21 protein-coding genes are annotated in these 23104 nt (G+C 68.2%); 9 read left to right on the top strand and 12 right to left on the bottom strand.

Annotation, left to right across the window (positions count from 1 at the left end; translation table 11 throughout):
- The coding region (locus tag G3N64_RS26195) for a 3-hydroxyacyl-CoA dehydrogenase NAD-binding domain-containing protein (protein WP_241021221.1) at positions 1 to 939 on the bottom strand (939 nt) is incomplete at its 3' end.
- A 551-nt stretch (positions 940 to 1490) separates the two neighbouring features.
- Between G3N64_RS26195 and G3N64_RS26190 the strand changes: the two genes are divergently transcribed.
- Positions 1491 to 2579, top strand: a complete 1089-nt coding sequence (locus G3N64_RS26190) for an ionic transporter y4hA (protein WP_205786502.1) — start codon at positions 1491 to 1493, stop codon at positions 2577 to 2579.
- A 108-nt stretch (positions 2580 to 2687) separates the two neighbouring features.
- Here G3N64_RS26190 and G3N64_RS26185 read toward each other — a convergent pair whose 3' ends face one another.
- From G3N64_RS26185 to G3N64_RS40240, 8 genes are all read right to left on the bottom strand, one after another.
- Positions 2688 to 3011: a LysM domain-containing protein gene (locus G3N64_RS26185; RefSeq protein WP_241021220.1), complete on the bottom strand. Its 324-nt coding sequence runs from the start codon at positions 3009 to 3011 to the stop codon at positions 2688 to 2690.
- Between the two features lie 397 nt (positions 3012 to 3408).
- Positions 3409 to 4233, bottom strand: coding sequence for an amidohydrolase family protein (locus G3N64_RS26180; protein WP_205786501.1), 825 nt, complete (start codon positions 4231 to 4233; stop codon positions 3409 to 3411).
- Entirely contained in the window at positions 4230 to 5252 is a 1023-nt protein-coding gene (locus G3N64_RS26175) for a hydroxyacid dehydrogenase (RefSeq protein ID WP_205786500.1), read from the bottom strand. The genes G3N64_RS26180 and G3N64_RS26175 overlap by 4 nt, the downstream gene beginning before the upstream one ends.
- On the bottom strand, positions 5249 to 6319 hold the full coding sequence (locus G3N64_RS26170; protein WP_205786499.1) for a LacI family DNA-binding transcriptional regulator: 1071 nt from the start codon (positions 6317 to 6319) through the stop codon (positions 5249 to 5251). The genes G3N64_RS26175 and G3N64_RS26170 overlap by 4 nt, the downstream gene beginning before the upstream one ends.
- Before the next feature lie 22 nt (positions 6320 to 6341).
- On the bottom strand, positions 6342 to 8228 hold the full coding sequence (locus G3N64_RS26165) for a TRAP transporter large permease subunit (protein WP_205786498.1): 1887 nt from the start codon (positions 8226 to 8228) through the stop codon (positions 6342 to 6344).
- Between the two features lie 3 nt (positions 8229 to 8231).
- Positions 8232 to 9260, bottom strand: coding sequence for a TRAP transporter substrate-binding protein (locus tag G3N64_RS26160; RefSeq protein ID WP_205786497.1), 1029 nt, complete (start codon positions 9258 to 9260; stop codon positions 8232 to 8234).
- Positions 9261 to 9540: 280 nt separating this feature from the next.
- Positions 9541 to 10449: a LysR substrate-binding domain-containing protein gene (locus G3N64_RS26155; RefSeq protein ID WP_205786496.1), complete on the bottom strand. Its 909-nt coding sequence runs from the start codon at positions 10447 to 10449 to the stop codon at positions 9541 to 9543.
- Positions 10442 to 10564: a hypothetical protein gene (locus G3N64_RS40240; protein WP_277399131.1), complete on the bottom strand. Its 123-nt coding sequence runs from the start codon at positions 10562 to 10564 to the stop codon at positions 10442 to 10444. The genes G3N64_RS26155 and G3N64_RS40240 overlap by 8 nt, the downstream gene beginning before the upstream one ends.
- Here G3N64_RS40240 and G3N64_RS26150 point away from each other — a divergent pair.
- Together G3N64_RS26150 and G3N64_RS26145 are read left to right on the top strand one after the other, a co-directional pair.
- Positions 10563 to 11501 (top strand): 2-hydroxyacid dehydrogenase, encoded by a 939-nt coding sequence (locus G3N64_RS26150; RefSeq protein WP_205786495.1) that lies wholly within the window; start codon positions 10563 to 10565, stop codon positions 11499 to 11501. The two genes, G3N64_RS40240 and G3N64_RS26150, sit on opposite strands and share 2 nt — an antisense overlap.
- Before the next feature lie 72 nt (positions 11502 to 11573).
- Positions 11574 to 12938 (top strand): MFS transporter, encoded by a 1365-nt coding sequence (locus G3N64_RS26145; RefSeq protein ID WP_205786494.1) that lies wholly within the window; start codon positions 11574 to 11576, stop codon positions 12936 to 12938.
- Between the two features lie 49 nt (positions 12939 to 12987).
- Here the strand turns inward: G3N64_RS26145 and G3N64_RS26140 are convergent, their stop codons facing one another.
- Positions 12988 to 13956 (bottom strand): LysR family transcriptional regulator, encoded by a 969-nt coding sequence (locus G3N64_RS26140; protein WP_205786493.1) that lies wholly within the window; start codon positions 13954 to 13956, stop codon positions 12988 to 12990.
- Between the two features lie 363 nt (positions 13957 to 14319).
- Here G3N64_RS26140 and G3N64_RS26135 point away from each other — a divergent pair, with 363 nt between their 5' ends.
- The 4 genes from G3N64_RS26135 (at position 14320) to G3N64_RS26120 (ending at position 18662) form a co-directional block, all read left to right on the top strand.
- A complete protein-coding gene (locus G3N64_RS26135; protein ID WP_205786492.1) occupies positions 14320 to 15495 on the top strand; it encodes an HPP family protein in 1176 nt (391 codons plus the stop codon).
- Between the two features lie 128 nt (positions 15496 to 15623).
- Positions 15624 to 16037: a helix-turn-helix domain-containing protein gene (locus G3N64_RS26130; RefSeq protein WP_085037382.1), complete on the top strand. Its 414-nt coding sequence runs from the start codon at positions 15624 to 15626 to the stop codon at positions 16035 to 16037.
- Positions 16038 to 16057: 20 nt separating this feature from the next.
- The gene (locus G3N64_RS26125; RefSeq protein ID WP_205786491.1) at positions 16058 to 17845 is read left to right on the top strand and encodes a chloride channel protein; all 1788 of its coding nucleotides are present in this window, start codon (positions 16058 to 16060) and stop codon (positions 17843 to 17845) included.
- A gap of 481 nt (positions 17846 to 18326) precedes the next feature.
- Positions 18327 to 18662 (top strand): hypothetical protein, encoded by a 336-nt coding sequence (locus tag G3N64_RS26120; protein WP_059240325.1) that lies wholly within the window; start codon positions 18327 to 18329, stop codon positions 18660 to 18662.
- An 87-nt stretch (positions 18663 to 18749) separates the two neighbouring features.
- Here G3N64_RS26120 and G3N64_RS26115 read toward each other — a convergent pair whose 3' ends face one another.
- Positions 18750 to 19070, bottom strand: coding sequence for a pyrimidine/purine nucleoside phosphorylase (locus tag G3N64_RS26115; RefSeq protein ID WP_006478890.1), 321 nt, complete (start codon positions 19068 to 19070; stop codon positions 18750 to 18752).
- A gap of 211 nt (positions 19071 to 19281) precedes the next feature.
- Positions 19282 to 20184, bottom strand: coding sequence for a LysR substrate-binding domain-containing protein (locus G3N64_RS26110; RefSeq protein ID WP_205786490.1), 903 nt, complete (start codon positions 20182 to 20184; stop codon positions 19282 to 19284).
- Between the two features lie 182 nt (positions 20185 to 20366).
- On the opposite strand from G3N64_RS26110, the gene G3N64_RS26105 reads away from it, so the two are divergent.
- On the top strand, positions 20367 to 21551 hold the full coding sequence (locus G3N64_RS26105) for a M20 aminoacylase family protein (RefSeq protein WP_205786489.1): 1185 nt from the start codon (positions 20367 to 20369) through the stop codon (positions 21549 to 21551).
- 44 nt (positions 21552 to 21595) lie between these two features.
- Positions 21596 to 22915, top strand: coding sequence for an MFS transporter (locus tag G3N64_RS26100; RefSeq protein ID WP_205786488.1), 1320 nt, complete (start codon positions 21596 to 21598; stop codon positions 22913 to 22915).
- Positions 22916 to 23104: the final 189 nt, after the last annotated feature.

Here is a 23104-nt window from a genome sequence, read left to right as displayed (position 1 = left end):
GTCGCGCGGTGCTTCGAGATCGGGCGCGGGCGGCGTCGCGCCGTCCGCATACGCATAGAAACCGCGCCCCGACTTGCGCCCGAGGAAGCCCGCGTTCACGAGTTCCTGCTGGATCAGCGACGGCGTGTAGCGCGGATCGTTGAAGTACGCGCGGAACACCGATTCGGTCACCGCGAAGTTCACGTCGTGGCCGATCAGGTCCATCAGCTCGAACGGCCCCATCCGGAAGCCGCCGGCCTCGCGCATCACCGCGTCGATCGATGCCGGCGCGCCGCCCTGCTCGTTCAGCACGCGCAGCGCCTCCGCGTAATACGGCCGCGCGACGCGGTTCACGATGAAGCCCGGCGTCGATTTCGCCATCACGGGCTGCTTGCCCCACGCGGCGGCCGTCGCAACCAGCGCCTGCGCGACTTCGGGCGCGGTCGCGAGCCCGCTAACCACCTCGACGAGCGCCATCAGCGGCGCCGGGTTGAAGAAATGCAGGCCGGCGACGCGCTGCGGCACACGCAGCCCGGCCGCGATCGACGTGATCGAGATCGACGACGTGTTGGTCGCCAGCAGGCACGCGTCGTCGACATGGCGCTCGAGCGTCGCGAAGATCTCGCGCTTCACGTCGAGCCGCTCGGCCGCCGCCTCGACGATCAGCGCGGCCCCCGCGAAGTCGGCCAGTTCACGCACCGCGCGAATCCGGGCGCCGGCCGCGTCGGCCTGGGCCGGTTCGAGCCGGCCTTTCTCCGCGAGCCGTGCGAACTGCGCGCGGATGCCGGCCAGCGCCTTGTCGCAAGCGGCTTCGTTCAGGTCGTACAGCAGCACCGTATGGCCAGCCGCGGCCGCAACCTGCGCAATGCCCGCGCCCATCGCGCCGGCGCCGATCACGCCGACGACGGCCGACGGCGCCAGCGCGCCCGAGTTCACCGAATGTGCAGAAGAAACAGCCATCGCTTGCGATCCGTCATGAAGTGGAAGTGCAAGCGATTATAAACCGACCGGTCGGTAGATTTATGTCAGGGCGAGCCCGAATTTGTCGTGCGAGAGACCGTTACGGAAACTGCAAAGACAAAAAAATTGAAGGTTCGGGGCACTTTTTGCAAACCGAAAGGTCAATGAAAGCGTTCGAATATGAGATAGTGACCCCCGAACGCCTGATAAAATTCGACAAATCACCGGATTTCAGAGGGAAACCGCGTGTCGCGTCGCCACCGCCGTCCATCGCCGGCCGCCCTTCCGGGGTCGGAACCGAGCCTCCGGCCCGCGCGTCGTCACATGGGCTTGCCTCGCCGTTTGCGGCCAGCCGCATCGAACCGTTTCATCCAGCGACGGGCTCCGGCCCGCCCGCGCCCCTCGCCGCCTCATGGCGGCGAACCCAGGGCAGCGCCGTTGCGTGCTGTCACCCTTCGGTTTCATCATCCTCGTTCGGCGGATAGTACGGCCGGGCTTCATCAACCCGTGACGGCGCGTCGCGCGCCGCCACTCGCATAAGGAAACCCTCCATGCCGCTCTCGTCCAACCAGCTCCCGCGCTGGACCCTCGTGGCCCCGCTTGCCGCATGGCTGGTCCTCGCGCTGTCGCGCGTCGTGCCGGCCGAAGGCCTCGTCATCGCAGTGTTCGCCGCCGCGCTCGCCGGCGCCGTGTTCGCCGCCGTCCACCATGCCGAAGTCGTCGCGCACCGCGTCGGCGAACCGTTCGGCACGCTCGTGCTCGCGGTCGCCGTGACCGTCATCGAAGTCGCGCTGATCGTGTCGGTGATGCTCGGCGCGGGCCCGGAGAAATCGGGCCTCGCACGCGACACCGTGTTCGCCGCCGTGATGATCATCTGCAACGGCATCGTCGGCATCTGCCTGCTGGTCGGCGCGTGGAAACACGGCGAACAGGACTTCCAGGGCCGCGGCGCAAGCAAGGCGCTCGCGGTGCTGGCGTCGCTGTCGGTGCTGTCGCTCGTGATGCCGAACTACCTGAACGCCGCACCGGGCCCGTTCTTCTCGAAATCGCAGCTCGCGTTCGCCGGTATGTCGTCGCTCGTGCTGTACGGCGCATTCGTGTTCGTGCAGACCGTGCGTCACCGCGACTACTTCCTCACCGCGCACGACAGCGCGAACGAATCGGTGCACGCGGCGCCGCCGAGCAGCCGCACCGCGCTGATCAGCCTGCTGCTGCTGTTCGCGAGCCTCGTCGCGGTCGTGCTGCTCGCGAAGCTGCTGTCGCCGGCGGTCGAGCATGCCGTGATGCAGCTCGGTGCGCCCGAAGCTGCGGTCGGTATCGTGATCGCCGCGCTCGTGCTGCTGCCGGAAGGGCTCGCGGCCGTCACAGCCGCGCGCGCGAATCGCCTGCAGACCAGCATGAACCTCGCGCTCGGTTCGGCGCTCGCGAGTATCGGGCTCACGATCCCGACCGTCGCGGCCGTGTTCATCTGGGTCGGCCAGCCGCTCACGCTCGGCATCGGCCCGATGGAAACCGTGCTGCTGGCGCTCACCCTGCTGGTCAGCACGCTGACGCTCAGCCAGGGACGCACGACGGTGCTGCACGGCGTCGTGCACCTGTCGCTGTTCGCCGCGTACCTGTTCCTGTCGATTACTCACTGACGCAGAAAAGCGCGCGGCCCGGCGGTTATGATCCGCCGGGCCGCGCGCAGTCTTTCAGGTCCCTTCACGCTCCTCCATTCACTTCACGCCGCCGCTAGCGCACCGGAATCACGAGATGCCTGCCAGGATCAGGTTCGGGTTGGCGAGGTTGTTGCGGCGTTGAATCTCGCGATGGCGCTGGCCGCTGCCGAGCTTGCTCGCGGCGATCATGTTCAGCGTGTCGCCCGCCTTCACCACGTCCGTGTGTTCGCCCGACGCGGCCGCGATCGTCACCGCCTGGTCGCTGACGAAGTACTTGTGCAGCAGGTCGAGATACTGCGGCGACTGCTTGAGTTTCGCGATCGCGACGCCGGAGATGACGATCGCCCACTTGATCGGCTTGACCTTGCCACTCCCCGAACTGCCGTTTGCTTCATTCGGAAGTTGCGACATGATTTTCTCCTTGAACCTCGAACCGAACTGCTTGCGTTGGCTCTTTCAAGCTCACTCGAAATGCTTCGGACTCCGGTGCCGCCGGGCGGTCGGGCAAGCCGGCGGCGCAATGCAAGGATGGGCGTGACGGGCGTCACGAGACGCCGGTGTAGGCGCCTTTCAGGATGCTGTGATCCGGGACGGCAGACGGCGCGGCGATGCGGCGGGCCGAACGCGCGCCGTTCATCGTCGCGGCTCGCGTGCGGACGGGAAAGTGTACCGATGGCGAAACAGCTTTCAACACGGCAAGGATTCGCAGGACTGCGACCTGTCGTGCCCGGTCAGGATTGCTTGCCATCGCATCGGCAAGCTTCCGGATCGAAAGCTTGTCACGCGTGGCATCGTACTGGCCGCCGGCTCAGAATCCGTAGAGCACGGCCGGGTTGTCGGCCAGAATCGTGCGGGTGACCGCGTCGTCCGCCGTGCAGTCGTCCAACCAGGCGAGCAGGCCCATGTCGTCAGGGACCGGCGACGCGTTCGGGTGCGGCCAGTTGCTGCCCCATACGCAACGCGCCGGATGATTGCGCGCCAGCACGGCGGCGAGACGCGCGACATCGTCGTAACCGGGTGCGCCCGAACGTGACGTCTCGTACGGCGCGGACAGCTTCACCCAGGCGTGGCCACGGTCGAGCAGGCGCCGCAGCGCGAGAAACGCCGGCGCGTCCGGCGCGACGGGCGTCAGGAACTTGCCCGTGTGATCGATCACGACACTTGCCTGTAGCGAGGACAGCAACGGCAAGACGTCGGGCAGCGTCCGGCCGTCGAGTTGCAGGTCGACATGCCAGCCAAGCGGCCCGATCCGCGCGGCCACCCGCTCCAGTTCGTCCCACCGCGCCAGGCCGCCCGCCAACATCATGAACCGGACGCCGCGCACGCCCGCCGCGTGCAACCGCGCCAGCTCGGCGTCCGGCACGTCGGCCGGCAACGTCGCGACGCCGCGCGCCTGCTGGCCGAACGCGGCCAGTGCGTCGAGCAGGCAACGGTTGTCGACACCATAGCCGGTCGGCTGCACGATCACGACGCGGGCGAGGCCAAGTGCCTGCTGCACCCGGCGATACGCATCCACCGGCGCATGCGGCGGACGGAACGTCGCCGTCGGCGCGAGCGGATACGCGTCGTCATAGATGTGGATGTGGCAATCGCACGCGTCGGCCGCGCGCCCGGCAGGCTCGTCGGGTCTCATCGCAAGCCCGGGCCGGTATCTGCCCGCGCCGTGCGCCAGCACGCCAGCCGCGTTGCGTGCACCGCGTTGACGGCGCCGCGCGGCACGCCTCCGTCGAGCAGCGCGGCGAGCTGATCGACCGTCTCCAGCGCCTGGTGCTCGACCGCGGGCAGCGTCAGGCCGCCGACATGCGGCGTTGCGATCACCCGCGGATGCGCGGCGAGCGCGGGCGTCGGCATCTGGTCCGCCGCGCGCCCGACGTCGAGTGCACAGCCTGCGAGCCGGCCGGTGTCGAGCGCGTCGGACAGCGCCCGCTCGTCGACCAGCTCACCGCGCGACGCGTTGATGAAATACGCGCCCGGCTTCATGGCTGCCAGCGCGCCCGCATCGATCAGGTTCGCGGTGGCCGGCGTCGCCGGCGCAAGGCACACGACGAAATCGGCGGCGTGCAACAGCGCCGCGAATTCGACCTGTTCGAGCATCGGCGCGTCGACGCGCACGTACGGATCGCTGACGAGCACGCGCATCCCGAGCGCCGTCGCGATCGGCGCAAGGTGGCGCGCGATCTGTCCGTAACCGATCAGGCCGAGCGTGCTGCCGCGCAATTCGCGGCCCATCTGCGGCACCGGTGGCGTCCCATGGTGGTAGGCCGACGCATAGCGGCCGATACCGCGCGCGAGATCGATCATCGCGCCGATCGTCCACTCGGCGACCGCCGGCGCAAAGCCGGGGCTCGCCTGCGTGACCAGCACGCCGAACGCGCTCGCCGCGTCGACATCGACGGTGCGGATATCGACCGCGCAACGCAGGAACGCCGCAAGTGCCGGCAGCCCGGCGAACAGCGCACGCGGCGCGGGCGTCTGCCGGTACGCGATCATCGCATCGCAACCCTGCGCGGCTGCGACCAGTTCGTCCGTGCCCAGTTCGCGATCGAGCGGGTTGCAAGTGACGTCCGCGATCGCCTGCAGCGCGCGCATCGCCTTCGCGCCGAAATAATGGTCGAGCATCCCCGACGGATGCGTGACGAAGACGCGCGTCATGCGGCGCCTCCGTGCGAATCGTCCGCTTGCGGCGGCGGCGCGACCGATGCGCGCTCGATGAGCGTCACGCCGGAGAACACGTGCGGCTCAGGCGCCGGCGGCGTGTCGCCATCCGGGCGCATCACGCGCCGCACCATTTCCGCGGCCATCTCGGTGACGGGCAGTTGCACCGTGGTCAGCGCCGGATTGGAAATCGCCGACAGGAAATGACCGTCCATTCCGACGACCGACACGTCGTCCGGCACGCGCAGGCCGCCGTCGCGCAACCCGGCCATCAGGCCCAGCGCGAACAGGTCGTTGACCGCGACGATGCCGGTCGGCCGCGCCGGATCGGCGGCAAGCGCGACGCCCAGCGCGCGCCCCACGTCGACGATCACGGCATCGCCGTACTCGTTCGCCGGCCCGCCGTCGAGCACCCGCGCGTGCGCATCGACGCCCGCGTCGCGCGCCGTCGCGAGAAAGCCGCGGATCTTGTCGCTGCGGCTCACGGTCATGCCGGCGACCGTCGCGAACGCGAGCCGCCGGTGTCCCGCGTCGACGAGACAACGCGTCGCGAGCCGCGCGGCGGCCTCGTTGTCGGCCGTGACGTGATCGACCTTCGACAGCTCGCCGGGCGTCGCACGCCGGTCGTAGCTCACGACCGTCATCCCGCGCTCGGCCGCACGTTCGAGGTGGCTTTCGTCGGCCAGCGACGAGATCACGATCACGCGCCGCACGCCATGCGCGAACAGGTCGTCGAAGAACGACGCCTCCTTCTGCGCGTCGCGATACGTATTGCCGATCAGCACGCGATGACCGTACCGTTCCTGCGCGCAGGCCTCGACCTCGCGCGCGATATAGCCGTACATCGGGTTCGCCATCGACGGCACCAGCAATCCGACGAGCGGCGTGTGCCCCGTCTTGAGCTGGCGCGCCAGCGTGCTGGGCCGGTACTGCAGCACTTCCATCGCGGCCTTCACGCGTTCGAGCGTTTCCTGCTTCATCTGGTCGGTGCGGCCGTTGAGCACGTTCGAAACCGTGCTGACCGAGACGGCCGCATGACGTGCCACGTCCTGAATCGTACTCATGTCGTCTTGCTGTAAAAGGCGGCTACAGGCCGAAACGGGCCGGCAGCCACAACGAAAACGCCGGCGCGAGAATCAGCGCCACGAGGGCGGCGACCAGCACCAGCAGATATTTCACCATCGGCCGCGCAACGTGCCGGACTTCGGTGCCCGTGATCGCGCAGGTCGTGAACAGCCCGAGTCCGACCGGCGGCGCGAACAGGCCCAGCCCCATCGCCACCACCACGACCGTGCCGAAATGCAGCGGGTTGATGCCGAGCTGCAGCGCGATCGGTGCAAGCAGCGGCCCGAAGATGATCAGCGCCGGCGCCCCCTCGAGCACCGCGCCGAACACGACCATGACCAGCGCCGCGAGCAGCAGGAACATCGTCGCACCGTACTGATGGGCGAACGCGGTCATTGTGCCCGAGACCAGCGCCGGGATTTGCTCGATCGACAGCGCGAACGACACGCTCGACGCCGCGGCGACGATGAACAGGATGCCGCCCGCCATCGACGCGGCACGCACGAACACACGCCCGACCGTCCGCCAGGTCAGTTCGCGAAACGCGAGCCAGCCCGCCACGAGCGCATAGACCACCGCGAACGCGGACACCTCGGTCGACGTCGCGATCCCCGACGTCACGCCCTTGCCGATCATCGCGACCATCGCCAGCGCGACCAGCGCGCCGCCCGCGAGCGGCAGCCACGCGCGGCGTTCCGTGAACACCGCCGACACGTCGATCTTGCGCCCGGTGATCACCGTGACCACCGCGAGCGACGCGGCCAGCACCGCGGCCGGCACGATGCCCGCGACGAACAGCCCGGCAATCGAGATGTTCGCGACGAAGCCCATGATGATCATGTTCACGCATGGCGGAATCGTCTCGGCCATCACCGCGCTGCACGCGAGCAGCGCGGCCGTTTCGTCGGGATCCTGGCGCGCACGGCGCACGGCCGGCATCACGACGCCGCCGACTGCCGCGATGTCGGCGAGCTTGGAGCCCGACACGCCGGAAAAGCAGGCCGTCGCGAGAATCACGATCAGCCCGAGCCCGCCGCGCACGCGCCCGAAGATCCGCAGCAGCAGTTCGACGAGCCGCGCGGACATGCCGTTCGATTCCATCAGCAGCCCGGCCAGCACGAAGAACGGCACGGCGAGCAGCACGAAGTGGTCGGCGCCGGCCATGACCTGCTGCGAGTAGACGAGCAGCGGCAGTGTCGGGTCGGCCAGGAAATACAGCAGCGCCGAGAACGCGAGCACGAAGCCGATCGGCACGCCCAGCACGAGCCCGCCGACGAAGCCGGCGGCCAGCAGCATGCCCGGCGCGATCGCGTGCGCCGGCACCAGCACGTTCCATCCGTACAGCGCCGCCGCGCATCCCGCACAGCACGCGAGCGTGGCGGCCACGCGGCGGCGCGGCGCGTCGAGCGCGTTGGCCAGCGCGAACACGGTCATGAACAGCGCGCCGAACATCATCGGGTACACGTTGATCCAGCCCGGCAGCCCGCCCGGCGTCAACTGGTCGTACGAATCGGCCAGCAACTGGCACGACGACACCAGCAGGTTCAGCGAGACGGCCGCGACGATCCAGTGGCCGATCTGCACGAGCGCGCCCTGCCAGCGCGCCGGGAGCCAGCCGCGAAACAGGTCGATGCCGACGTGCTGGCTGCGCCCGAGCACCGTCGCCGCACCGAAAAACACCAGCACGATCATCAACGCGCTCGCGACCTCCTCGGTCCAGTCGAGCGGGTCGTGCAGGAAATAACGGCACACGACCGAGACGAACACGACGAGCACATCGACGGCCAGCACCGCCGCGGACACGTATTCGATCGCGCGCAGCATCGCGTCCAGCACGCGCGCGACGCGGCGTGCCGGACGGCCGGCGCCAGGCGCCGCCACGGCGCCCGAAACGGAACAGGTCTCCATCGTTCAGCCCCGCGCGGCGGCAATCGCCGGAAACAACGGCGCGGTCGCCGGATACTGCGTGGCGAAGGCCGTATAGAGCCGGTCGTGCATCGTCTGCCGCAACGCCGTGCGTTCGGCCGGCGCCATCGGATGGAAGCGCATGCCGTGCTGCTTCAGCGTCTGCTCGGCCTGGTCGGCCTTCTGCGCGGCAATCGCGCGCTGCTGCGCGGTCGCGTCGGCCACCGCGCGATCGAACGCAGGGCGCAGGTTCGCCGGAATCCGGTCGAGCGCGCGCCGCCCCATCACGACCGTCATCGCGGCGAACACGTGATGCGATTGCCAGCACGATTTCACCACTTCGTCGAACTTGCTCGCGAGCACCGTGGCCGGGTCGTGCTCGAGCCCGTCGACGACGCCCGTCTGCACGGCCATGTACAGCTCGCCGAACGGAATCGGCGTCGGCACCGCCCCCATCGTCTTGAAGGTGTCCATGAACGCGGGCGTCGGCAGCACGCGCAGCTTCGTGCCCTTCAGCCCCTGCAGCGCGAGCACGGGCTGCTTCGTGAACACGCAGCGCCCGCCGAAATGCGAGCCCCAGGTCAGCACCGAGCAGCCCGCGCGCTTTTGCAGCAGCGCGTTCAGGCTTGCACCGACCGGGCCGTCAAGCACCTTCGCGACATGCGCATAGCTGTCGAACAGATAGCCGAGATCGAGCATCCCGAGTTCCGGCGCCACCGTTGCCCAGATCGACGAGCCCGCGATCATCATGTCGATCGCACCGATCTTCACCTGCTGCGCGACGTCGCTCTCCTTGCCGAGCTGGCTGTTCGGGAAATAGTCGACGCGAATCGCGTCGCCGACGCTCGCCTTCAGGTTCGCCGCCAGACGCTCGTACCACACGTAGTGCGCGGCGTTCTGGTCGGCCGGCATCGACGACGAGCAACGCAACGTCACCGCAGGCTGCGCGCGCGCCACGCCGGGCAAGCCGCCTGCGGCCGCGAGCGTGGCGACGGACGCCGTCTGCAGAAATCGCCGCCGGGTCAGGGTATTCATGGGCCGTCTCCTTTGCTTGTGCGCATCGCAGCGCAACTGTATCGATTTAGTGTATCGATACAGTAATACGACGACCGATGAATCGGGAATGAGGGTTTCCCCGTGTCGAGCGACAGGAAATACGGGCCGGAAATGCCCGAACCCGCTTCAGTGAAGGCGTTTCAAGGAGGTTGAAGTGTCAACGACTGTGTATCCCGCTGTCAGCGGGCCGCCCCGGTAATCGTCAGACAACCGACTTATCGACGCAAGGCAGGCGCGTACTGCGCCCCGCCTCCGTCATTCACGCGCGTCCGTCGTCCGCGCTTCCCGCCAGGAACCGTTCGACCATCGCGTTGAACACCGGCAGCGCCGGGTTGTCGCTGTCCGCGCGCCACGCCAGATACAGCTCGGCCGCCACGTCGGCGCCCGCCAGCGGCCGGAACACCACGCCGTCGACATGCAGTTCGCGCGCCGACGCCGGCACGAGTGCGGCGCCCAGCCCCGCGCGCACGAGACCGAGGATCGTATGGGTCTGCCCGACGTAATGCAGGTAGTTCGGCAGCCGTCCCGCGTTCGCGAACAGGCCCGAGATCAGGTCGTGGAAGTATTTCCCCTCGTTCGGCGAATACGCGATGAACGGCTGCCGGTCGAGATCGTCGGGGCCGATGCGTTCGCACGCGGCGAGCGGCGCACCCTCCGCGACCGCGACCAGCATCGGCTCGCGCTGCACGAGCCGGTATTCGAGCGGCTGGCGCGCGGCCCGCTGGCGCACGAAGCCCGCGTCGAGCATCCGCGACGCAAGCGCATCGATCTGCACCGTCGACACCATCTCGCGCAATTCGACGTCGACGTCCGGCAGCGCGTGCGCCGCATGCGCCAGCAGCATCGGGATCATCCGGTACGCGCTGACCGCCGTGAAGCCGAGCGTGATGCGCCCGGCGCCGCCATGCGCGACGCGCTGCGCGGCCTGCTCGGCCCGTGCGGAGAATTCGAGGATGTGCCGCGCGTCGCGCAGGAACCGCTCGCCGGCCGCGGTCAGGCTGACCTGCCGGCTGCTGCGTTCGAGCAGCGCGATGCCGAGCGCATGCTCGAGCAGCTGGATCTGCCGGCTGAGCGGCGGCTGGGTCATGAAGAGCCGCTTGGCCGCTCGGCCGAAATGCAGTTCCTCGGCCACGGCGACGAAGCAGCGAAGCTGGTGCAGTTCAATCATCCAAATCTTGAATCAATCGATAGTCTTTTGATGTTAGACGCATATCGATGCGATTTCTATACTCGGTTGCACCTGATGCGCGGCCCACGCCGCGCACGCCGACCGAGACCTTCATGACCATCGACATCCTGCTCACCCAGCCGCTTCCCGCCCCCATCGACGCCGAACTGTCCGCCCGTTACGCGGTGCACCGGCTGTATGCGGCCGAGCAACCGGACGCACTGCTCGATCGCGTGGCCGCGCGCATTCGCGGTGTCGTGACCGGCGGCGCGAACGGCCTGTCCGCCGCGCTGATGGACCGGCTGCCCGCGCTCGAGATCGTCGCGATCAGCGGCATCGGCACCGACGCCGTCGATCTCGACCGCGCGCGGGCGCGCGGCATCCACGTGACGACGACACCCGACGTGCTGACCGACGACGTCGCCGACATGGCGATGGGGCTGATCCTGATGACGCTGCGCGACCTCGGCGCCGGCGAGCGGATCGTGCGCGCCGGCCGCTGGGGCAAGACCGCCCAGCCGCTCGCGACGCAGGTGACCGGCAAGCGGCTCGGCATCGTCGGGCTCGGCCGCGTCGGGCGCGCGATCGCGCAGCGCGCGCAGGCGTTCCGGATGCCCGTCAGCTACTTCGGCCCGCGCGAGCATCTCGACAGCGGCTATCGCTTCGTACCCGACCTCGCCGCGCTCGCGCGCGACAGCGACGTGCTCGTGATCGCGGCATCGGCCGATCACGGCAACGTGCTCGTGACGGCCGACGTGCTCGCCGCGCTCGGCCCCAAAGGATTCCTGATCAATGTCGCACGCGGCAAGCTGGTCGACGAAACCGCGCTGATTCGCGCGCTCGCCGACGGCACGATCGCCGGCGCCGGCCTCGACGTGTTCGCGAACGAACCGCACGTGCCGGCCGCGTTGCTCGAACTCGACCGCGTCGTCGTGCAGCCGCACTGCGCGAGCGCGACCCGCGAAACGCGCGAAGAGATGGGCCGGATCGTGCTCGCCAACCTCGCCGCGTGCTTCGCCGGCCAGCGCCCGCCGACCAGCGTCACGCGCTGATCGCCACACGCCGCACGGCGGCCCCCGTTACAACACCAGATGCCTCCGTGCGACGGAGGCCAGGAGACACGCATGCCCAATCGATCCAGCGGCGCCGCCCTCGCCGCGTCGCCCGCCGCCTCTCGCACGATCGGCCGCGTCCGCTATGCGGTCCTCGCGCTGATCTTCGCAGTCACCGTCATCAACTATGCGGATCGCGCGACGATGTCGATCGCCGGCACCGGCGTCGCGCACGACCTCGGGCTGACGCCCGTGCAGCTCGGCATCGTCTTTTCCGCGTTCGCGTGGGCCTATGCGCTCGGCCAGATCCCCGGCGGCTGGCTGCTCGACCGCTTCGGCGCACGGCGCGTGTATGGCCTGAGCCTGCTGCTGTGGTCGTTCTTCACGATGCTGCAGGGCACGGTCGGCTGGTTCGCCGTGCAGGGCGCAGCCGCGACGCTCGCGCTGTTCGTCATGCGCTTCATGCTCGGCCTCGTCGAATCGCCGGCGTTCCCGGCCAACTCGAGAATCGTCGCGTGCTGGTTCCCGACCGCCGAACGCGGCACGGCATCGGCCCTGTTCAATTCCGCGCAGTACATGGCCGTCGTGCTGTTCACGCCCGCGATGGCCTGGCTTACGCATGCGCTCGGCTGGGAGCACGTGTTCCTGTGGATGGGGATGCTCGGCATCGCGCTCGCCGCGCTGTGGTTCGCGTGGTATCGCGAGCCGCACGGCCACCCGCGCGTGAGCGACGCGGAGCGCGACTACCTGCGCGCGCACGGCGCGCTCGTCGATCTCGAAGCGAACCGCGTGCGCCAGCGGCCGCGCGTGTCGTGGCACGACGTGTCGCAACTGTTCCGCCACCGGAACCTGTGGGCGATCTACATCGGCCAGTACTGCATCACGGCACTCACCTACTTCTTCATCACGTGGTTTCCGATCTACCTGATCAAGGGGCGCGGGATGACGATCATGGAGGCCGGCTGGGTCGCCGCGCTGCCGGCGATCTGCGGGTTCACGGGCGGCGTGCTCGGCGGCGTGCTGTCGGACTGGCTGATCCGGCGCGGCATGCATCCGTCGAAGGCGCGCAAGACGCCGTTCGTCGTGGGGATGGCGATGGCGACGCTGCTCGTGCTCGCAAACGGCGCGTCGTCGAACGCGGTCGTGATCGCGCTGATGACGATTGCATTCTTCGGCAAGGGGCTCGCGGCGGTCGGCTGGGCCGTGCTCGCCGACACGGCGCCGGAAGGGATGGTCGGCCTGAGCGGCGGCGTGTTCAACGGCCTCGGCAACATCGCCGGGATCGTCACGCCGCTCGTGATCGGCTATGTCGTCGCCAGCACCGGCTCGTTCGCCGGCGCATTGTGGTTCGTCGCCGCGCACGGGCTGCTCGGCATCGCCGCCTACGGATGGATCGCGGGACGCTTCGAGCGGATTCGCCTCGCGCCGCGCGCTTGAACATCGCCGCGGCACGTACGGTTCGCGCGGCGCGCGCCCGCGCGGATCGTCAGGCGCGCTTGCGGCCGCCCGGCGTCTGTTCGATGGTCAGCCGGTCGAGTTCGCGCAGGTCGTTCTCCAGCGCGGGCGTGAGCGTCGTGCGCAGGTGGTCGAGGAACGTGCGGATCTTCGCGTCGAGATAGCGGCGCGTCGCGTAGACGGCATACACGCTCACCGTCTGCAGCCGGTAGTCGGGCAGCACGCGGATCAGCCGCCCTTCGCGGATGTCGTCGAGCACCGTATACAGCGCGACGCACGCGATCCCGCGCCCGGCGCGCACCGCGACGCACAGCGCGTCCGGCACGTTGACCTGGAACGGCGCGGGCTGCAGCTCGTAGATGGTCTCCTCGCCATCGTTGCGCTCGAGCCGCCATTCGCCGGCCGGCGATGCGGGCGTATCGAGGCGCAGGCACACGTGGTTCGGCAATTCGCCGGGCGACTGCGGCGTGCCGTGGCGCGCCAGGTATTCGCGCGACGCGACGAGCACGCTGCAACTCGTGCCGCAGGTCTGCGCGACGTAGCCCGAATCGGGCAGTTGCGACGCCGTCACGATCGATACGTCATAGCCTTCCTCGACGAGATTCGGCATCCGCTGGGCGAGCGTCAGCTCGACCGACACGTCCGGGTTGTCCTCCTGGTAGCGGACGATCGACGACACGACATGACTCTGCCCGAGCCCCGTCATCGCATGGATGCGCATCTTGCCGCTCGGCCGCAGCAGTGCGTTGCGCGCCTCCGCGTTCGCATAGTCGATTTCCGCGAGGATCGATTTCGCGCGCTCGAAATAGCGTTCGCCGCTTTCGGTGAGGCCGAGGTGGCGCGTCGTGCGATGCAGCAGCCGCGTCTGTACGTGCGCTTCGAGGTTCGATACCGCGCGCGACACCTGCGCGGTGGTCGCGTCGATTTCCTTCGCGACCGCAGTAAAACTGCCGGCTTCGACAACGCGCACGAACAGGCGCATGTTTTCGAGCATGTCCATTGAATTGGCTTGGGGAGAGTCAGTGGGGAGGCGTCGGCAGCGCTCGCGTCAGGTAGGAAACGGAACGCAGCCGCGAACCACGTCGATTCGATCACCGTGCCGGGGGAAAGGCGGGAGAGCGGGCATCGCGTACGTGGTTGTGGCATGACGGGGGATTCAGTGGCCCGAATTGTACGCCGCTGCAGACAAATTTGCGCGATTGCCCGGCCCGAAAACTTTCATCGCATGAAAGGTTTTTGCAAGACACGCGCGCCGCGCACGTGCAACGGCGTGATGCAGCGCGACAATTTGTATCACAACGCGATATAATTCGCGACTTGTCGCTGCGCGCATCCGCGCTGTCACTATTCCCGCTTACCGTCCATGTCGTCAGGCTCCCCTTCGTCGCGCCGCTCGTTGCGGCAATGGCTGTGCAGCTTCATTCCCCATCCGATGTCGCTGGGCTGGCGCGAGCGCCTGCGCTCGTGCACGGGCGCGCTCGTCGGCATCGCGACGGTCGGCGCAACGATGCGGCTGCTGCCCGGCGTGCCGGGCCTCGTGCCGCTGCTCGTCGCGCCGATGGGTGCGTCGGCCGTGCTGCTGTTCGCGGTGCCGGCGAGCCCGCTCGCGCAGCCGTGGTCGATCATCGGCGGCAATCTCGTCGCGGCGACGGTCGGTGTCGCGTGCGCACAATGGATCGCCGATCCGATCATGGCCGCCGCGGTCGCGATCGCGTGCGCGATCGGCGGCATGTTCGTGCTGCGCTGCGTGCACCCGCCGTCGGGCGCCGTCGCGCTCACGGCCGTGGTCGGCGGCCCGGCGATCCATTCGCTCGGGTTCAGCTTCGTGCTGGAGCCGATCGCACTGCAATCGGCCATCCTGCTGTCGGCCGCGCTTGCGTATCACGCGCTGACCGGGCACCGCTACCCGCATGGCGGTGCGCGGCCCGAGGCGAAACCGCAGGCAGGCGGCGCCGCAGCGGCGCGCGTCGGCTTCACGCGCGGCGACCTCGACGCGGTGCTGAAGCGCCGCGGCGAATGGCTCGACGTCGATCCGGACGATCTCGAAGCGCTGCTGCGCGAAACCGAAATGCAGGCCTATACGCGCACGTTCGGCCAGCTCTCGTGCACCGACCTGATGACGAAGAACCCCATCGAAGTCGCGCCGTCGACGTCGGTGACGGCCGCGCTCACGCTGCTCGACCGCCACCGCGTGAAGGCGCTGCCCGTCGTCGACGGCGAAGGCCGCCTGACCGGCATCGTCACGCGCGCCGACCTCACGCGCCAGCGGCGCCGCCCGACCCCGCTGTGGCAACGGCTGTCCGCGCGGCTGCCGCAATCGTTCGGCGGCCAGCCGGCGAGCGTCGCCTCCGTGATGACGCGCGACGTCGCGTGCGTGCCGGAAACGATGCCGATCACCGCGCTCGTTCCGCTGTTTACGCATTCTGGCCACCACCACATTCCGGTCGTCGATGCATCGCGCCGGCTCGTCGGCATCATGACTCAGACGGATCTCGTCACGGGCCTCTATCGGCAGACGCAAATGCTCGAGGCCGCGTAACGCATGCAGTACACGTAGCGCCATGTAACGGCCGGGGCAACACAGAATGCACTCCATTCGCCACAATTCAGCCATTTATATCATGTTGTGATATATTTATCGCTACCGAAACCGACTGTCCGACCTCCATGAACGATACCCGACGCGCGCTGGCGAAAAGCGATTTCCAGCAACTGTCCGAGTTCCGCTACCAGATGCGCCGCTTCGAGCGCTTCTCCGAACGCGCCGCGCAAAGCGAAGGCGTGACGCCGCTGCAATACCTGCTGCTGCTGCACATCAAAGGCTACCCGCATCGCGAATGGGCGACCATCGGCGAACTCGCGGAACGCCTGCAGGCGCAGCATCACGGCGTCGTCGCGCTGGTCACGCGCTGCGAAGCGCTCGGCCTCGTGAAGCGCAAGACGAGCGAAGCGGATCGCCGGCAGGTCGAGGTCCACCTCGAGCCGGCCGGCGAGACGCTGCTCGCCCGCCTCGCGGCCATGCATCGCGCCGAGCTGAAGTCGCTCAAGGACGCCTTCCAGGTTCCCCAGATCGATTACTGACCCTTGCCTTTTCCACGCCGATGAACGCACCCCACAAACGCGATTTCGCGACCAACGACCGCCTGCCCAGGATCGCGTTGCTTGCCGCCGGGATCGGCCTGCTCAGCACGCTTGCCGCATTCGTGCTGTTGAGCCTGATCCACCTGTTCACGAACCTGTTCTTCTACCAGCAGTTCTCGTTCGTCGACCGCTCGCCCGCGAACAACACGCTCGGCGCGTGGGTGATCGTGATCCCGGTGATCGGCGGGCTGATCGTCGGGATGATGGCGCGCTTCGGTTCGGAAAAGATCCGCGGCCATGGCATTCCCGAAGCGATCGAGGCGATCCTGTTCGGCAAGAGCCGCATGTCGCCGAAGGTCGCGATCCTCAAGCCGCTGTCGTCCGGCGTCGTGATCGGCAGCGGCGGCCCGTTCGGCGCCGAAGGCCCGATCATCATGACGGGCGGCGCGCTCGGCTCGCTGATCGCGCAGTGCGTGCACGTGACCGCCGCCGAGCGCAAGACGCTGCTCGTCGCCGGTGCGGCCGCCGGCATGACGGCCGTGTTCGGCACGCCGGTTGCCGCCGTGCTGCTCGCGGTCGAGCTGCTGCTGTTCGAGTGGCGCCCGCGCAGTTTCCTGCCGGTCGCGCTCGCCTGCGCGGTGGCCGGTTTCGCCCGCGCGGTGTTCTTCGGCGTCGATCCGCTGTTTCCGCTGACGACGGCCGCGCCGACGCCCGTCGCGCTGCTGTCGTGCATCGTCGCGGGCCTGCTGTCGGGCCTGCTCGCGTGCGGCCTGTCGGCTGCGCTGTACCGCGTCGAGGACACCTTCGCGAAGCTTCCCGTGCACTGGATGTGGTGGCCCGCGCTCGGCGCGATCGCGATCGGCATCGGCGGCTGGCTCGAGCCGCGCGCGCTCGGCGTCGGCTACGACGTGATCGGCGACCTGCTTCATCAGCACATCGCATTGAAGATCGCGCTCGCGCTGCTGATCGTGAAAGCCGTGATGTGGGTGATCGCGCTCGGCTCGGGCACATCGGGCGGCGTGCTCGCCCCGCTGCTGATGCTCGGCGCCGGCCTCGGCACCGTGCTGTCGCCGATGCTGCCGGGCGGCGACCCGGCGCTGTGGCCGCTCGTGTGCATGGCCGCGACACTCGGTGCGACGCTCGGCGCCCCGCTGACCGCGATCGTGTTCGCGTTCGGCCTCACGCACGACGCCAACGCGCTGCTGCCGCTGCTCGCGGCGACGCTCGTCGCGCACGGCTTCTCGACCATCGTGATGAAACGCTCGATCATGACGGAAAAGATCGCACGCCGCGGCTATCACATCTATCGCGAATACGGCGTCGATCCGCTCGAGCGACACGACATCGGCGAAGTGATGACGTCGGCCGACCGGCTCGTCGCGATCGACGGCGCTGCGACGCTCGATACCGTCGAGTCGCAGTACTTCGGCGTGAAGCAGACTCACCGTGCGTACCCGGTCGTGCAGAACGGCCGCGTGCTCGGTCTCGTCGATCGTGCGACGCTCGATGCGCAGCGCACACTGGCCGCGGCCGATACGCCGATCTCGGGCGCGTTCGCCAACCGCGTGCCTGCTGTCGCTCAGGCGCACGAAACGTGCCGCGTCGTCGCGTCGCGACTCGCGATGCTCGGACTCGAGCGCCTGCCCGTGGTCGCCGACGAGCAATCGATGCGCATCACGGGCATCGTGTCGCGCAGCGACCTGATCAAGCCCGCGCTCCAGCACTTCGACGACGAACAGAAGCGCGAGCGCTTCCGCCCTGTCGTCCCGGCCAACCTGCGCGACATCGGCACGCGCAAGGCCGGCTGACCCACTGCGCTGCGCGGCATCCTCGCCGCGCACGAGCCGCTCGCGTCACCTCTTCCGCACGACGCGGCACGCCCCTCGCATGCTGCATCGCATTCCGCCGCTTTCCGTGTTTAAAGTTGGTTAACAATTCGACCGACGAAAGTTTGTCATCATGATGCTCATGCGACGGGGCCATCAATCAGCCATTCCACTTCGCGATCAAATAAAGAGTCGCGGCACGGCATGCAGACACATGCCGCTCGCCGCGACCGTCACGTCACCACACGACCAGGCAGCGCGCCGACCTCGCAACGCATGGCGTCGTGCCGCACACGATGCATGCCGTGCCGCAGCAAAGTGCACAGCATCGGAGCTTTCATTTGGCAAGCGCGCTAACAACTTGTTTCGGAATAGCCGGAACCGTGCTTGCCCGATGCGATCTCACTGTTACGCAGTCCTGCTGCGCATCCCACTCAATCAATCACGACTCGAGGGAGATAACGTGAACGCGAAATACTTACCGCTCATCGCATTGACCGTGGCATTTTCTGCTCATGCAGCGGATTCTGCCCTGCAGAACGTGGGACAAAGCCAAAAGCCCGCCGACCAAGTGGCACAGTGCATCGCCAAGACGTGGGCCGACAAGTCGCAGCAACAAGTGACGTCGCAGTATGAACTGGCAAACGGCCTCGCCATGGCCGTGTATGCGCCGGGCCAGCAGCCGCCGAACGGCGCTGCCGCAGTAGTCCGCCCGGCAAACGCCGGCAACGCGAAGACCTGGGTCGGTTTCCGCGGCGGCGATGCGTCGTCGGCCGGCGACATCAACGCCTGCCTGTAACGAGAACAGGCGCTTCGGATGGCCTTGCGCCATCCGCTTGCGACAAGCCCCGCTTCGGCGGGGCTTTTCTTTTGCTGCGCGTGCGTGTTACAGGTAGCTGCAGACGTAGTCGAGCGTCTCGAGCACTTCGATGTCGAAGCGGCTCTTGCCCGGCACCGAGAACGATTCGCCGGCACCGTAGGTCTGCCATTCGCTGCTGCCGTCGAGCTTCACGCGGCACTTGCCGGCCTGCACTTCCATCAATTCGGGCGCGTCCGTGCCGAAGTTGAGCGCGCACGGCAGGATCACGCCGAGCGTCTTGCGCGTGCCGTCCGGGAAGAGCACGGTATGCGACACGCACTTGCCGTCGAAATAGACGTTTGCGCGCTTGACGACCGATACGTTGTCGAATTGGGTTGCACTGGTCATGTGATGCCTCTGCTTGCTGGATGCCGAATGGCGATATGTGGTTGGGGGCCGGCCGGAGCAGCGGGCCGGCCGCTATGATACCGGCTCGCGCGGCATCCGCCGGAATGGCATGCCCGCTGCGCATGCCGCGTGCCCGCCAGACGACGGCAACGCCATCCACCTTATCGTCAGGATTACGATGCAATGACAGGCGCCAACCTCGGGTGCCGGTTCACCGCAGCCCCTTGCGCCGTGCGGAATCGCGCAGGCAGTCGAGCAGCATCGCCGCGGCCGGCGTCAGCGGGCTGTCGCGACGCGTGATGACCTGCACCGAGACGCCCGGCAAGCGCTCGCGAATCGGCAGCACCGCGAGCTGGTCGCGCGCCCACTCGCCCTGCAGCAGTTGCTCGGGCATCGACGCAATCAGGTCGCAACCGGTCATCAGGCTGTGCGCGAGCCCGAAGCTCGGGCATTCGACGACGCGCGCCGGCACCGGCAGCCCGTACGCGACGAACGAGTTGAACAGCACCTGCGTCGAGCTTTCCGGCGACGGGTTCATCAGCCAGTCGGCCTCGACGAGATCGGCGAGCGAGGTGGCCGACGCAAGCGGATGCCCCTTGCGGGCGACGATCAGCGATCGGCTCGCATAGAGCTCCGCGTGATCGAATTCGGCCGCCAGCAGTTCGGGCACGACGACGGCCACCGCGAAATCGAGCGAGCCGTCGTGCAGGCGCGGCAGCGCCACGCCCGGAAACCCTTCGATCAGGTTGACGCGCGCCACCGGGAAGCGGCGCCGGAACGCGCGAAACGCATCGGGCAGGATCGTCACCGCGGCCGCCGGCGTGATTGCGGCCGCGACGGAGCCCGTCATCGCGCCCTGCGCCTGCTCGATGTCGTCGCGGGCGCGCTGCATTTCGGCGACGATCAGCCGCGCGCGCACCTGCAACTGCTGGCCGAACCCGGTGAGCTGCACGCCGCGCGCGGTGCGCACGACGAGCGAGACGCCGAGCGCGATCTCCAGCTCCTTGACCGCCTTCGTCAGCGCCGCCGGCGAGACGTTCAGGCGCCGCGCGGCCGCACGAATGCTCCCCTCTTCCGCGACGGTGACGAACGCTTTCAGCTGATGGTATTTCATGGCGGCAATGCGTGATCCGTGGAAACCCTGTGCTGCGCGGCACACGCCGGCTCAGGGTATTCCCGAGCGGCAACCGGTGGTGAGCACCAAAGCAATTTATCAGCTTCTGGTACGCAAAAGAAATTTATATCCTTGCTCGTCATATGTGCGTCAAACGCCCCACCTGCCCCACAGGAGACTCCATGCTGCAAGCCGTGAACCCCGTCATCCCCGGCATCGCCGCGATCACACCCGAGCTCGTCGAGGTGCGCCGCCGCATCCACGCTCACCCCGAGCTCGCGTTCGAGGAAACGCTCACGAGCGATCTCGTCGCCGAACTGCTCACCGGCTGGGGTTATGACGTGCATCGCGGCATCGGCAAGACGGGCGTGGTCGGCGTGCTGCGTGAAGGGCAAGGCACGCGCACGGTCGGGCTGCGCGCCGACATGGACGCACTGCCGCTCGCGGAGGCCACGGGCCTGCCGTATGCGAGCCGCCATGCGAACAAGATGCACGCATGCGGCCACGACGGCCACACCGCGATGCTACTGTGCGCGGCGCGCCACCTCGCGGCCACGCGCCAGTTCTCCGGCACGCTGAACCTGATCTTCCAGCCGGCCGAGGAAAACTTCGGCGGCGCGAAGGCGATGATGGACGACGGCCTGTTCGACCGCTTCCCGTGCGACGCGATCTTCGCGATCCACAACATGCCGGGCCGCGCGGCCGGCGACATGGCGTTCCGCACCGGCGCCGCGATGGCGTCGGCCGACCGCGTGACGATCACGCTGCGCGGGGTCGGCGGCCACGGCGCGATGCCGCATTTCGCGCGCGATCCGATGTCGGCCGCGGGCAGCATCATGGTCGCGCTGCAGACGATCGTCGCGCGCGAGGTCGATGCGCAGCATGCGGCCGTGATCACGGTCGGCAGCGTGCAGGCCGGCGAGACGTTCAACATCATTCCCGAAGCCGTCACGATGAAGCTGTCGGTGCGCGCGCTGAACGCCGACGTGCGTGCGCTGCTCGCGCGCCGCATCGAAGCGCTCGCGAAAGGCCAGGCGGAAAGCTTCGGCGTGACGGCCGAAGTCGACTACGACTACGGCTACCCGGTGCTCGTCAATCATGCGGAGCCGACCGCGTTCGCGGCCGACATCGCGCGCCAGATGCTCGGCGCCGAACGCGTCGAAACCGACTCGGCACCGCTGATGGGCAGCGAGGATTTCGCGTTCATGCTCGAAGCGCGACCCGGCTGCTATGCGTTCATCGGCAACGGGATCGGCAGCAAGGGCGGCTGCATGGTGCACAACCCCGGCTACGACTTCAACGACGACATCCTCGCGATCGGCGCGAGCTACTGGGTTCGCCTTGCCGAAGCCTGGCTCGCGGCCTGACGGTCCTTCATCCCATCGTTTCGCGCCCACCGGGGGAACCCCACATGGAAACGTCCGCCCTTTCGTTCGCCGGCACGCCGGCCGATGCGCGCGCCGCCGCGAAGAAACGCCGGCTGATCGCGGCCGCCGCCGTCGGCAACGCGCTCGAGTTCTACGACTTCACGGTCTACAGCTTCTTCGCAATCCTGATCGGCAAGCTGTTCTTTCCCGTCCATTCGTCGTTCGGGCAATTGATGCTCGCGGTCGCGAGCTTCGGCGTCGGCTTCGTCACGCGTCCGCTCGGCGGGCTCGTGATCGGCATGTATGCCGACCGTGCCGGCCGCAAGAAGGCGATGATCCTCACGCTGCTGCTGATGGCGCTCGGCACCGCGACGATCGCTGTCGCGCCGACCTACGCGCAGATCGGCCTCGCCGGGCCGCTGCTGCTCGTGCTCGCGCGCCTGCTGCAAGGGTTCGCGTCGGGCGGCGAAGTCGGCGCATCGACGACGCTGCTGCTCGAACAGGCGCCGCAGCACCGTCGCGGCTTCTACGCGTCGTTCCAGTTCTCGAGCCAGGGGCTCGCCGCGCTCGCCGGTGCGCTGACCGGCGTCGCGCTGACGTCGACGCTGAATGCCGCGCAGCTCGAAAGCTGGGGCTGGCGCGTGCCGTTCCTCATCGGCACGCTGTTCGTGCCGCTCGGCTACTGGCTGCGCCGCACCGTCGAGGAAGTGCCGGCTGCCGCGCCTGCCGCCGCGCACGACGAGCCGGTTGCATCGCTGCCGCTCGCCGACGTGCTGCGCCATCACGGCAAGGCCGTGTTCGCGGGCCTCGGCGTGACGATCGGCGGCACGTCGATCCACTACATCATCGTGTTCTACATGGCGATCTACGGCGTGCAGGTGCTGCACCTGCCGACCTGGCTGTCGATGACGGCCGGCTGCGTCGCCGGCGCGATCCTGATGCTCGTAACGCCGATCGGCGGCCACCTGTCCGACGTCTACGGGCGCAACCGGATCGTCTGGTGGACGCGCATCGTGCTGATGGCCGCGATCTACCCGGCGTTCATCGCGCTGAACCGCTGGCCGGGCGCCGCATCGCTGCTGTCGATCATCGCCGCGCTGTCGATCGTGCATGCGATCAACATCGGCGCGACGGGCGCGATGCTCGGCGAACTGTTCCCGCGTGCGGTGCGCGCGACCGGCGGTGCGCTCGTGTACAGCATCGGCGTCGCGATCTTCGGCGGCTTCGCGCAGTTCTTCGTCACGTGGCTGATCGCGGCGACCGGCAATCCGAATGCACCCGCGTGGTACGCGATCGGGTGTGGTGCGATGACGCTGCTTGCCGTGCGCTGCATGGATGAAAAGGCCGGGAAGGCGCTCGACTGACCGGTGGCCGATGCACGATGCGCGATTGACGTGGTGCGCGCGCATCGTGCATGATCGCTCCATGCGCCACACCACGCCCACCTCCTCGACCACGACGCGCACGACCGCCTTCGGCGGGCTCGTGCGGCAAGTGCGCGCAAGGTCGTAGCGCATCCCTCACAGGCCCCGCCGGTTCCGGACGGGGTCTTG

The organism is Burkholderia sp. Ac-20344 (assembly GCF_017104975.1).
Lineage (GTDB): Bacteria > Pseudomonadota > Gammaproteobacteria > Burkholderiales > Burkholderiaceae > Burkholderia.
Note: the sequence above shows the minus strand (reverse complement) of the source record. Positions and strands in the feature narration are given on the sequence as shown.